We start from the raw sequence: 13,467 nt of genomic DNA on the forward strand, positions 1-13,467 counted from the left end.
TCTTACTAAAAACGGGAAGCCAATTTTCAACCTTTGTCCTGTTCTTGAAAACCAAGAATGACATTTGGCCAGATGTCCTCATTTATTTAAAACAAAATAAACGATGGACACAAATATCATCGAAAAGTTAGACCGCATTGAAAAACTCTTGTTAGAGCAACAAACAATGCAAAAGCAAGTATTAAACTTTAATGAAACTTGCAAGTATTTAGAATTATCCCAATCGCACTTGTATAAACTTACAAGTACGGGAACCATTCCACATTATAAACCGAATGGTAAAAAGATTTATTTTCAACGAGAAGAGTTAGACCATTGGTTACTGCGTAACCGTATGGACTCAAGAGACGAAATCGAACAGCAAGCTGCCGATTATCTAATTAAGAAAGGAGCGGTGAAGTTATGACTGAAATAATCGATTTACTCTTAACGCTCTCGCAAGATGTTAAGCACTTAAAAGCACGTATCGAATTGTTGCGACAATCGAGAGCAGAAGTATTAAAAGATACGTGGATAGACAATCAAGATGTATTGCAGACCTTACATATAAGTAAGCGAACGCTACAAACTTTAAGAACCAATGGCACTTTGCCTTACAGCAAAGTAAAAGGTAAATTTTACTATAAAGTTGCTGACATTGAGCAGTTGCTTCAAGACAACTACTACAACCATAATTTCAAGCGAGATGGAAATAAGTAGAGAAGCAATTTTAGACAAAACACATTATGGTTTAAAAATCTATGCCTATGTGTTGAGACAGTATTATCCTAATCAAACAGTCCTTTCTGTAAAAGGAAGGGACTGTGGGATAACTCGAAACCCTTTTAATGGCGGTAAAGAAACCTTACGGATTCATATTGATGGCATTATAGCAACACATAGAGATACAGAATTAGAAGCCTTTAAAGGTGATGTATTCGATTTTGCACAATACCATTTTAGAATAACCGATGAAGAAGAATTATTCCAGAAGATAAATAAAGAGTTACATCTAAATTTAGAAGTCAAGGAAAAAGACGAATTGGAATGGCTTAATGAACCAGATGATACCTGGTATGCCAACTGTAGCTTTTTCAAAGCACCTGTTCGCAATGTATTTCCTTCGGAAACCTTGCGACTGCATCAAGTATTTGCATTAATCACAAGTGATAAATACAAAAGCATTACTGAAGAATTAAGAGCAATTACCAATGTAAAAGAAGCACGTAAATTCAAAGCGAATCGCTTTGATTACGTGACACTTTCAGGAACATTTGAAAAACGAAGCGATAACAATTTGCTAAAGCATTCTAATTTATTAACCATTGATTTTGACCATTTAGAGAATCTACAAGAGTTAAGAACGCAACTCTTAAATGATGAATATTTTGAAACCGAAATGCTCTTCATTTCACCATCTGGTGATGGCCTAAAATGGATTATTAGAATAGATGTTTCAGAGGTAACACATTCAGAATATTTTACAGCAGTAGCAAATTACATTAAACACAATTATAACATTGAGGTTGACCAGTCAGGTAAAGACGTTTCCAGAGCGTGTTTTTTACCATACGACCCAACAGCCTTTCTACATAAAAGACATCAAGCATTATGACTAAAATATTTAACCCAAAAGATTGGTTAGAAGTTCCTAAAGAGCCAACAAAACCAAAAAGCAACACAGCAACAACCAATGTTGTTGCTGTTGCTGATACAGACATTGAATCCTACATTTCAGCAATCGAGCAATCAAGCACAGACATAACAGGAAGTTATGCCACTTGGAGAGATTTAGGCTTTGCTTTAGCAGAAGAATATGGAGAAACAGGAAGAGATTATTTCCATCGTATAAGTAAAAATTATGCAGGTTACGATACCAAAGAATGTGATGCACAATTCGATAAATGCTTAAACGCAAAAGGACACGGAATTACAATTGCTACCTTTTATCACTATGCACATCAATCAGGTGTCAAACCGACTAAACTACAAAACAACAACGAAGTTGCAACAAAGGTTGCAACTGTAGTTGACACACCAAATGAATCTATGCCAACAATACCAGAAACGGTATATGAGAATTTGCCACAGTTTTTACAACAAGTTGTAAACCCTGCTAATGGACAGGAAGAAAAGGACATTTTATTGTTAGGCGCATTAACAGCATTTAGTGCGTGTTTTCCTAAACTCTTCGGAATCTATGACCAACGTAAAGTGTTCAGCAACTTATATTTATTTGTAACCGCACCTGCATCTGCAGGTAAAGGAAGGCTTAACCAAATTAAAAATTTGGTAGAGCCTGTACACAAATTAAAACGAGAACAAGCCAAAGTGCTAAAACAGCAATTTCAAGCAGAAACTGCTACTTACAATATGAACAAAGGCAAAGATGAAAACTTGGAAAAACCAAGTAAGCCACCAGAACGAATGTTGTTTATTCCTGCTAACAATAGTGTAACAGGCGTATATCAATTAATTTCTGATAATAAAGGCAGAGGGTTAATTTTTGAAACCGAAGGCGATACGTTAGCACAAGCCTTTAAAAGCGATTATGGTAATTATTCCGATGGTTTTCGTAAAGCCTTTCATCACGAAACTATAAGCTATTATCGCAGAACAGATAGAGAATATGTAGATATTGAAAGACCTTGTTTGTCAACGGTGTTGTCTGGTACACCTAAACAAGTGGCAACCTTAATACCCAATGCAGAAAATGGTTTGTTCAGTCGTTTTATGTTTTACTATATGAATATTAAACCAACTTGGAAAAACGTGTTTCAAAATAGCAATAAGGTAGGTTTAGATGATTACTATAACCAATTAGGTAGTGAGTTTTTGGGACTTTACAAAACGCTAAAAAACAATCCAGAGATTGAAATACGATTAACCACAACCCAACAACAGCAATTCAATACGTTTTTTGAATCCTTACAAACCAAATACATCAACCTACAACCCGAAGAATACATCGCAACAATAAGGCGATTAGGCTTAATTGCGTTTAGGATAATGATGCTATTCACAGCTTTCCGCATTATGGAAGATGGTGATGTAAACGCAACTAAAGAATGTGAGGATATAGATTTTGAAAATGCACTAACTATTATTTCAATTTTAGTAAAACATAGTAGTAAAGTGTTTAACGACTTACCTATTGAGCAAAAAGCAACAAAACGTTTAAATAGAAAAGAACGCTTTTTAGAAAGTTTGCCAAAGCAATTTAGCAGGCAAGAGTATTTAGATTTAGCAACAAAGCAGAGCATCCCACACAAAACCGCAGAAGGCTATATTACCAAATTTGTAGAAGCAGGTTTAATACACAGAGAAGCACACAATAACTATTCAAATCCTGCAAAGACGTAAATTAAGGATTTTAAGGATTTAAGGAATTAAAGATGTTATGTCAGCCTATAGCCTTACTTTTTGTTTATTAATGTCAGTTTGTAAGCTGACGAAATATTTGTTTATGTCAGGTTAAAACCTTACGTTTGTAAATAATATGTCAGTCTAAAGCCTTACGTTATGAACAAGAAGAGATTACAATTAGAACAATTAGACCGAAAATTAAGAGGGTTTAATACAGCTGCTCAAGTAACGCCACCACCCACTGGTTGGCTCAAGGCGGTAAGAGTATCTTTGGGTATGTCTTTACAGCAGTTGGCAGATAAATTGTCTATTACAAAACAGAGTGTACAGGAGATTGAAACAAGGGAAAAAGAAGGAAACATAACCCTCAAAACCTTAAAGGATACTGCAAGTGCGCTCGATATGCAATTGGTATATGGCTTCGTGCCTAAAGATGGTACGTTAGATGATTTAATAGAGCGAAAAGCCAAAGAATTGGCGATACGCATTGTATCCAGAACGTCTAATACAATGAAATTGGAAGATCAAGAAAACTCTAAACAGCGCATTAAAAAAGCGATTGAAGAGCGCACAGCCATTATTAAAAACGAAATGCCAAAAATGCTATGGGATTAAACTTGGACTACATAGATGGGCAAACCCCAATTGATGAAGAAGAAAAAGAGGGCTTACTCATAGAAACCATATCCACTAAAGGTGAATTGGACGAGTTCGAACAACTCAATATCGAAGAAGCCTTACAGTGGATATTTGGTAAAAAGTTCAAACCCCAACAGGTGTTCACAGAAAAATTTATTTGTGACTTACATAAGCGTATGTATGGCAATGTGTGGGCGTGGGCTGGAACATTCAGAAAAACAGAAAAAAACATAGGGGTTAAGAGTTATCTAATCCCAATGCAGTTAAAAGCGCTTTGTGATGATACGCTATTTTGGATAGAAAACGAAACCTATCCACCAGAGGAAATCGCAATTCGCTTTAAACATCGTTTAGTAAGCATACACTGTTTCCCTAATGGAAATGGGAGACATAGTAGATTAATGGCTGACATTATTATTGAAAAGCTATTTGGTAAAGAACCCTTTTCTTGGGGTGCGGCTAATCTCTCTAAAGATAGCGATACACGTAAAGCGTATCTTAAAGCAGTAAAACAAGCCGATAATAACCACTACAAACCCTTATTAAACTTCGCTCTGTCTTAATTAATAACAGCTCAATTTATAATCAGTTATCATAAAGCGGTCTTTCCTTTTTGTATTAAAAACGACCTACAATTCGACTTTGGGACCCATAGCTGAAATGTCCGTTAAAAACAAAAAGCTGTTTGAGAAATGTATTTCGAGTTCTTTTTGTTTAGGACATAAAGCGTAATGGGTAAATAAGAATTGTAAGCCTAGATTTTTTTGTTTCTTTTTTGATCAATGCAAAAAAGAATAAAATAATCACTTAATTCCTCAATATCCTCAACTTCCTCATTATCTGTTAACAACTGTTTATATCTTTTTATTTTCCTTTACTTACTTTTTCTTACATTAGACAGATATTGACAAGTCAAAATCTCTCTAAAATGGCATTTGGTAATTATATAAGGAAGTTAAGGGAAGAGAAGCAACTATTACTTCGTGAAGTAGCATCTCAAATGAGTATCGATACTGCGCTATTAAGTAAGATTGAACGCGGTACACGTATCGCCAGAAAAGAACAAGTAGAGGATTTGGCAGAGGCTTTAAATGAAAGTGAAAATGAGCTACTAAAGCTTTGGATGGCAGATAAAATTGTCAAAATGATTAAAGATGAATCCAACAGTACGGAAATCCTCAAAAAAGCAGAAGAAGAAATTAAGAACTTAACCAACAAAAAACAGCAGCTTTAAATGGCACTATTTCAAACATCAGTATTAAAAACATATCTGGCGCAACAAGACACAGCTATTGTAGAGCGTGCCTATAAGAAATATACCAAGTATTTTCACAATGCTACCATTCAGGAGAATATCAAAAACTCTAAAGAAGAACAATACCAGGCAAAGTTTCTGGACGAGCTGTTTGTTAACGTCTTGGATTATACCCTGAATCCAAAACCTGATTTTAACATTACCACCGAGTTTAAAAACCAAAAAGGAGCAGGTAAGGCAGATGGAGCCATTTTAAAAAAATCTAAAGCCATTGGCGTAATTGAACTTAAGGGAACCAATACCAAAGATTTAGAAAGCATCCGCAAACAGGCATTCGATTATAAAGCCAACCAAAAGGGCTGTGTGTATGTTATTACGTCCAATTTTGAGAAGTTGCGCTTTTACATCAATGATGCTACCGAGTTTTTGGAGTTCAATCTCTTTCAATTAGCACCAGGAGAATTTGCTTTAATGTACCTCTGTTTGCAAAAAGACAACATTCTCAACAATCTACCATTAACCATTAAAGAAGCATCTTTAGTAGAGGAAGACAAGATTACCAAACAGTTTTACAACGACTATTCCGTATTTAAACGCGAACTCTTTAGAGACCTCGTAAAACGAAATGCCAAACGCATTAAATCCGAAGCTGTCACATCGAGCACTACCGAAAAACTTAAAAATTTAAGTTTAGAAGGTACTGAAGCGAAGCTTTCCGAGATGTCTCAAGAAACAGGCGAACTAAAATCACTCGAAAAAAACGTAAAACTTTCCCTATTCAAAAAATCACAGAAACTCATAGACCGTTTCCTGTTCATTTTCTTTGCTGAAGATAGAGACCTATTACCACCAAACTCAACCATACAGATTTTAGACAAGTGGAAAGCCGACATCGATTTTGGTGATGAACGTCCATTGTATAACCTCTTTAAACAATATTTTCATTTCTTGGATGAAGGTAGAAAAGGCACAACCTCAAGAGCAGAAATCTATGCCTATAATGGCGGATTGTTTAAACCGGATGCCATTTTAGATAGTTTGGAGATTGATGATGATTTGCTTTACAAACACGCCTATAAACTCGCTAAATACGATTTTAGCAGTCAAGTAGATGTCAATATTTTAGGTCACATCTTTGAAAACTCGCTTAACGAAATAGAAAGCGTTAATGCCGAAATTGAAGGTGGTGAGTTTGATAAGCAAAAAAGCAAACGTAAAAAAGATGGCGTGTTCTACACACCTAAATACATTACCAAATACATTGTAGAAAATACTGTTGGTAAACTTTGTCAAGAGAAAAAAGACCAATTAGGTTTTAAGGAAGAAGCCTATTTCGAGATAAAAAAGGGAACACACCAAAACACCAAAAAGCAACTATTAGAAGTTTTAGATAATTACAGAGCGTGGTTACTGCAAATAACCATTTGCGACCCTGCTTGTGGCTCTGGAGCATTCTTAAACCAAGCGTTAGACTTTTTAATAAAAGAACACCGTTACATCGATGAGCTAAAAGCAAAAGTATTGGGTGGTGGCCTTATTTTAAGCGATATAGAAAACACCATTTTAGAAAACAATATTTACGGCGTAGACCTTAACGAAGAGTCTGTAGAAATTGCCAAATTATCCCTATGGTTACGCACCGCACAACCACGACGAAAACTCAACGATTTAAGCAACAATATTAAATGTGGTAACTCATTAATTGATAGTAAAACCGTTGCAGGAGATAAAGCCTTTAATTGGCAACAAGAATTTCCACAGATATTCAATCCGTCATTGCAAGGAGGCACAATGAAGCAATCTGCTGATGTAAAACAAGGCTTTGATGTAATTATTGGGAATCCGCCTTATGTTAATGCAAATGAATTAAAGAAAGGGCTTTCTAAAGACCAATACTCTTATTTAAAATCAAATTATGAAACAGCTAAAGGAACAGTAGACTTATATATTTATTTCTTTGAAAAAGGATTAGATATTATTAATCAAAAGGGTGTCCTGTCTTACATAACGCCGAATAGATTTTTGTCAGCAAGCTATGGTAAGGCATTAAGAGAAATTTTGGTTAATCGATATGAAATATTAAGCTTAATAGATTATTCTGACAAGCGAGTTTTTCAAGATGCGAGTACTTATCCTGTCATTTCCTTTTTAAAGAAAAAAGAGAGAGAAAACTATAAAGTAACAACAGGAAGGTTTGATGAAATTTCAAAACAAATTATTGAATCTAAATTTGATTCAAAAAAACTAAATGTTTTGGAGGATTATATTTTAGGTTTTTTATTGAATGATAAATTAATAATAACTGAAAAAATTATTAATCAATCTGAAAGTTTAGAAAATGTAGGAAAGATTAATGCGACTTCAACCGCAAGTGAGGCTGATGATTATTCTAAACTTATTACTGAAGATGGTCAAGGTTATAAATTAATTAATACAGGAACAATAGACCCTTATTCTACAACTTGGGGAATTTCTGAATTAACTGATAAAGGCAGAAAATTGTTAACACCTTTTTTACCCAAAGAATCAGAAAGCATTTCTGAAAATAGACATAATTTATATTCAGCACCTAAAATTATTATTGCAAAAATAGGATTAAGGTGTGAAGCTTTTTATGATGACAAAGGGGAATATTCATCTATAAATACAAATTGTATTCATTCATTTAGTGAAGATTATTTGCCAGAATATATACAATGCTGGATTAATTCAAAATTGTATAATTATATGTTCGAGTGCTTCTTTGATGGTTTAAGAATGTCAGGTGGGTATCTACTATTTTCAGCACCTAATTTGCGAAATACTTATATAAAGAGAACACCTATTGACAGACAGAATCTTTTTACCCAATTATCCCAAGATTTACAGAAGAAAAATAGTGATTTCAATATTATGCTTGCACGCTTTAGTAGTTTCTTTTCTAATAGTATAGAAATAGAAAAACTAACCCGCAAACTACAAAACTGGCACGAGTTAGACTTTGCAGTCTTTATAAAAGAACTCAACAAAGCCATTAAAAAAGCAGGTGGCACACCGCTTACCAAAAAAGACGAGTTTGAGTGGTTGGAACTTTTTGAGGACAACAAGAATAAAGCCGAAGAGCTACAAACCCAAATCACTCAAACAGAAAAAACAATTGACACTATGGTGTACGATTTATATGGCTTAACAGAAGAAGAACGAAACATTGTAGAAAATAGTTAAAAGTAGTTATGTTTAAGGAAAATAAATATTTCGGTGAAGTATGGTTTAAGGATTCAGAGGATACTAAATGCTTCTGTGTTCTTGAATTGATAGATGATAAAATATTTATTACTACAAACCTCACCGAAAAATATACAGCTTATCAAATAGACGTGATTTATGGTATGTTCACAGGTTTGGGCTATGTAACCTTTGTTAACTGTAATATTCAGCACAGTAGTACTGGCATTGTTGAAACTAAAGTTTATAGACCTAAATACACTTTTGTTTGTGCCTATCATCTAATAGACCCTATAAACCTCAAGACAAATGAGTTTCAAATCGATAATGCAGCAATTGTCAAATGGGTAAGAAAAATGAACTGGTATAATTCAATCGAAGATAAGGTTGAAAAACAAGAGGACATAAAACACCAAACAGTTATTTCAGAAGACTTAACGTTAACAATAACAAAATCTACTACATACACTTCCAATCACGACTTTTTAAGAATGGATAACGTAGGCTATGTAGATTTCAAGTCAGGAAAGAATTTAAGTATTCTGGAGAGCATAGAACTTTACAATTCATTCCAAAAATTATTTCATTTCATTTATGGTAAATCTGTTCAGTTTAAGTCATTTAATTTTAAATGTTTAAGCTGTGGTAAGTGGGCTTCCTTATATTATAAGGATGACTTTAATAAGGAGAACATTTCAGGGTTTATTACACTTGATTATGATACAATTAATGAAGATTTATCCAAAATAATTAAACATTGGTTTACGAATCCAGATATTACGTATTGTGCAGATATAATTATTGAAAATTTACTATCTGTTAAAACAAGTCATAGTAGAAGATTTACAAATTCTTACTCTGCTTTTGAAGCCTACAGTTTTAAATTCGGTAAAACATATAAAAACCCAACTGTTGAAAAGTATTTATTAGAGCATGAAGAGTTAATTCATAGAATTACTTCAATTCCTAAAAATGAAATCAAAGGATATGTTTCTAAAATTGTGAGACATAGGGATTATCTAACTCATCGAAATAAGATTAAGAATAACATTTTTTCTCAATTTGAGTTGCTATACATTTCCTTTTTATTGGATTATATAGTTGGTATTGGACTAATGGGCAAAATGGATGTTTCAGCAGAAGTTATAGATAAGATAATGTTAAGAGCAAAATCTACTTATCAAGATATGCAATCAGTCAATAAACTTTTAAATAAAGATGTTTTAGATAACTCATAAGTGACTACAAAAACAAAAAATATGGTAAAAAGTAGTAAAATATGGTATAAAGTTTGTACTTTTGCAGTAACAGTACACACCACGCTACCCATTAGAACAGCGTCCCAGGGTGTGTCTTTTGCTTTATATACCTTCCTTTTGTTAAACAGTAATACAACCTTCAATGTTTAGCAAAAAGCCAATTACCATACAACAACAGATTGCTCAATTACAAAAAAGAGGTTTGCAAATCTCTAATGTGCCATTGGCAGAAAAATACTTGGCTAATATAAGTTACTACCGTCTCGGTGAATATTGGTATGTAATGCAAGAAGATAAAGAAAATCACACCTTTAAACCTAATAGCAGATTTAAAGACGTAATAGCATTATATAATTTTGATGCAGAATTACGCCTATTGTTATTTGATGTCATTGAAAAAATAGAAATTAGTTTACGAACCAAACTCATTTATAATCTTTCACACGAAATTGACCCTTGGTGGTTCTGTAATTCAGAGATTTTTATTGATAGATTACAGTTTACACGAACACTTGCAAAAATTGAAGAAGAAATCACCAGAGCTAGAAGCAAGGACATAACTATTAAAAACCATTTTAAAAAACATAAAGACGATTTAAGGTTTCCACCATCTTGGAAGTGTTTAGAGCAAGTAAGTTTCGGTAACTTATCAAAACTATATGGTAATTTAACACATAAGGTTAATTCTAAAGATAGTATTGCCCAAGAATTTGGTGCAGTTAATCATACCTATTTACCAAGTTGGTTGCAATCTATTGCACAGATACGCAACTTTTGTGCGCATCACTCACGTCTTTGGAATCGTAATCTTCCAGGTACGGTAAAGCTGTTGCCAAAACCACCTAATCCTTGGATTACAGATATAGATAATGTTCCAAAACAGCACGAGTTTAGTAAGCTGTATGTACATATGTGTTTAATGAAATATCTATTAAATACCATACAGCCTAACAACCAATTTACAACCCGTTTAAATGATTTATTTATAAAATATCCTAATGTAGACCCAAATGCATTGGGAATGAAACTTAATTGGCAAAAAGAACCTTTATGGCAATAATTTAAATACGAATACCAATGCAAGAACACCTCAAAACTAACATACTCAACTTTAAATGGCCTAATAGTGCGCCTACTATTTATTTAACTTTAGAGGATATGGAAGGCAGTCATCCCATCCATAAATCTAAATTTTCAAGGCAGATTAAAGAGGTGTTTCCAGACGCAGACTTATCTAATACAGACCAAATATTTACAACATTTACAACAGAAATACCCAATGCACCAAGCATTAAGCTAAATTTAGTAGATGGTAGAGAATTAAGAATATACAAGCAATTCCTTAAACACCAATTAAGAAGCTATTTTAAATTGAAAGACTATATAGTAGTAAAAAACTTTGTTGGCGATGTACAAGTGTGGATGCCTTCTCTCAAAGGCAATACAGAACATTATAATTTGTATTACAAATTCTCATTCAAAATACTGTTTGCAACACTAACCGACTTACCAGAACTTGTGGTATCGTATGATGGCACCTCAAAAGTCCTCACAAAGTCAGTTAAGGAAATTGAGGAAACAGAGTATATTAAGCGTTGTGTATATGGTCAAAAAACGTTTAATTACCAAATGGACCTCGATACAGAGGAAAAAGAAGAATTTTACAATACTATTCAGTTTGAGCAAGCATACCCAATTTTTAATTTGCCATTAGCACGAGCATTAAACATACCTATTGAAGAACCAGACAGACCAAAGAACAGATACCAAAAATATGTAACACTCATTACTAATTTTGCAGAAAAGTATTTATTCACAGAAGAATTTAAAGTCCTGTTCCCGTTTAAGCAAGATGCCTTTATAGATGTTCCTGGCAACCGTATTAATCACATTAATCCTAACTTGGGTTTATTAGAGTTTGGTAAAGACCAATATGGTAACAAGAAAACCCATTTAGTGCCTAAAAAGGCAATGAACATTCTAGACCCTTACAGACGGCCAAACAATCAAAATATCAAGATATTTTTCATTTGCCATACCTCACATAAAGATTCTGTGCTGGCTTTCTATCAAAATTTAAAAGAAGGTGTAAATACTGAAAAGAACTATTACAAAGGATTGGAGGCTTATGTAAATATAAAGGCTACAGCATCAAAAGAGCATTTTATTGAGTTTACTAACGAAAACGACCCAATTCCAGAAATAGTTGAACAGCTTGAAACTTTAACTTTTGACCACGACAATATAAAGTATGCAGCATTTTACATCAGTCCTTTCGATAAGTTTACACCACATCCAGACGATAGGGAAATTTACATCCGCATTAAAGAACTGTTTTTAAATGAAGGTATTGTAACCCAAGTGGTCGATTACGAAAAAATGATTGTAAACATCCAAGACCAATACAACTTCCAATTTTCATTACAAAATATGGCGTTGGCTATTCACGCCAAATTAGGTGGCGCACCTTGGAAACTTGCTGTAACCGATAAAAAAGAATTAGTAATAGGTGTTGGTGCATTTACCAATCAAGGCGAAAACAGGCGGTATATAGCAAGTGCCTTTAGTTTTCAAAACAATGGCTTATTTAGAAAGTTCGAATATTTTGACCAAAGCGAAACAGACCTATTGGCAGGAAGTATATGTAAAGCCATTAGAGATTTTACATCGGTTGCAGAAGCAGATAAAGTAGTCATTCACTTTTATAAGGAAATGAGTTACGAGGAACTAAAACCAATTATTAGAGGGATGCATACATTAGGCTTAAAAATTCCGCTCTACATTTTAAATATCAATAAAACAGAAGCAGAAGATATTATTGCTTACGACCTTAATTGGAACAAAAAGTTAATGCCTGTAAGTGGGACATACATACGTATTAGCGAAAATCAATTTTTGTTGTTTAATAATGCACGTTACCCTAATTCACAGCGGTATGCAGATACAGATGGTTATCCGTTTCCAATAAAAATTAAGGTAAGCAGTCCAGATGAAGATGCTTTTGAAGATGCAGATGTAGTGTTAGAATTATTAACGCAAGTGTATCAGTTTAGCAGATTATATTGGAAATCACTTCGACAACAAAATGTACCAATCACAATAAAATATCCTGAAATGGTAGCACAAATAGCACCGCGTTTTAATAATGGCGTTCCAGACGATGCTAAAGATGCGTTATGGTTTTTATAATTTACCAATCAATTTATTTGCACAACCATTGCATTCAATAATTTGTATATTTGTATAAGTTATATGAAAATATTTGTTTCCATATCAATGTCTATTTTATTCTTTTTTCAAGGGATAAGCATAGATATGGACTTTTGTGGTCCAATTAAAGAAATTTCAAACCTTATTACCCATTATCAAGACCATAAAGTTTATGGAGACTCTTTCCTTGATTATGTAGTTGAAGATTACATTGACAGCGATGCAAAAAATGAAGAGCATCATCACAACCCAGATAAGGAGAATACACCAGTCCATTCCCATAATCAATGCTGTCACCCTTTAGTTTTAATTATTGCTAACAATAATTTGGCTTTAACCAATCGACTAAAGTTTGAAGAGAAAAAACAATATAATTTACATAAAGTAAACTTCACTTCCAGATATTTGGAATCACTTTTCCAGCCACCTAAAGTATAGTTCAGTTTTTTAATGGATAGCTATATCCAATTTTGAGCCTAAAGGGTTCATTTCATTTCGTGTAATTCTATTTTCTTATATCAGAATTATTTCGAATAGTTTAACTGAATTAATACA

The 13,467-nt window shown here is 33.5% G+C and carries 12 protein-coding genes; all 12 read left to right on the forward strand.

Features of this window, described 5'->3' with window-relative positions; translation table 11 throughout:
• Positions 1-103: 103 nt before the first annotated feature.
• The 12 genes from GGR32_RS08840 (at position 104) to GGR32_RS08895 (ending at position 13,350) form a co-directional block, all read left to right on the forward strand.
• Positions 104-406 (forward strand): helix-turn-helix domain-containing protein, encoded by a 303-nt coding sequence (locus GGR32_RS08840; protein WP_027879783.1) that lies wholly within the window; start codon positions 104-106, stop codon positions 404-406.
• Positions 403-699, forward strand: coding sequence for a helix-turn-helix domain-containing protein (locus GGR32_RS08845; RefSeq protein ID WP_183477845.1), 297 nt, complete (start codon positions 403-405; stop codon positions 697-699). Before GGR32_RS08840 ends, GGR32_RS08845 begins: the two co-directional genes overlap by 4 nt.
• Positions 686-1,594, forward strand: coding sequence for a BT4734/BF3469 family protein (locus tag GGR32_RS08850; protein WP_183477846.1), 909 nt, complete (start codon positions 686-688; stop codon positions 1,592-1,594). The genes GGR32_RS08845 and GGR32_RS08850 overlap by 14 nt, the downstream gene beginning before the upstream one ends.
• A complete protein-coding gene (locus GGR32_RS08855; protein ID WP_183477847.1) occupies positions 1,591-3,342 on the forward strand; it encodes a DUF3987 domain-containing protein in 1,752 nt (583 codons plus the stop codon). The genes GGR32_RS08850 and GGR32_RS08855 overlap by 4 nt, the downstream gene beginning before the upstream one ends.
• 159 nt (positions 3,343-3,501) lie before the next feature.
• Positions 3,502-3,960: a mobile mystery protein A gene (locus GGR32_RS08860; protein WP_183477848.1), complete on the forward strand. Its 459-nt coding sequence runs from the start codon at positions 3,502-3,504 to the stop codon at positions 3,958-3,960.
• On the forward strand, positions 3,951-4,547 hold the full coding sequence (locus GGR32_RS08865; RefSeq protein ID WP_183477849.1) for a mobile mystery protein B: 597 nt from the start codon (positions 3,951-3,953) through the stop codon (positions 4,545-4,547). The genes GGR32_RS08860 and GGR32_RS08865 overlap by 10 nt, the downstream gene beginning before the upstream one ends.
• A 365-nt stretch (positions 4,548-4,912) precedes the next feature.
• Positions 4,913-5,218 carry a helix-turn-helix domain-containing protein gene (locus GGR32_RS08870; protein WP_183477850.1) on the forward strand — a complete coding sequence of 102 codons (306 nt, stop codon included), beginning with the start codon at positions 4,913-4,915 and terminating at the stop codon, positions 5,216-5,218.
• Positions 5,219-8,443 (forward strand): Eco57I restriction-modification methylase domain-containing protein, encoded by a 3,225-nt coding sequence (locus GGR32_RS08875; protein ID WP_183477851.1) that lies wholly within the window; start codon positions 5,219-5,221, stop codon positions 8,441-8,443. It begins immediately after the preceding gene.
• Between the two features lie 8 nt (positions 8,444-8,451).
• Positions 8,452-9,681: an ApeA N-terminal domain 1-containing protein gene (locus GGR32_RS08880; protein ID WP_183477852.1), complete on the forward strand. Its 1,230-nt coding sequence runs from the start codon at positions 8,452-8,454 to the stop codon at positions 9,679-9,681.
• A gap of 163 nt (positions 9,682-9,844) precedes the next feature.
• Positions 9,845-10,762, forward strand: coding sequence for an Abi family protein (locus GGR32_RS08885; RefSeq protein ID WP_183477853.1), 918 nt, complete (start codon positions 9,845-9,847; stop codon positions 10,760-10,762).
• A 17-nt stretch (positions 10,763-10,779) separates the two neighbouring features.
• Complete coding sequence (locus GGR32_RS08890) at positions 10,780-12,891, forward strand: Piwi domain-containing protein (RefSeq protein ID WP_183477854.1); 2,112 nt, start codon at positions 10,780-10,782, stop codon at positions 12,889-12,891.
• A 126-nt stretch (positions 12,892-13,017) separates the two neighbouring features.
• A complete protein-coding gene (locus tag GGR32_RS08895) occupies positions 13,018-13,350 on the forward strand; it encodes a hypothetical protein (protein WP_246415187.1) in 333 nt (110 codons plus the stop codon).
• The last annotated feature ends 117 nt before the right edge of the window (positions 13,351-13,467 follow it).

This window comes from Mesonia hippocampi, from assembly GCF_014197445.1.
Lineage (GTDB): Bacteria > Bacteroidota > Bacteroidia > Flavobacteriales > Flavobacteriaceae > Mesonia > Mesonia hippocampi.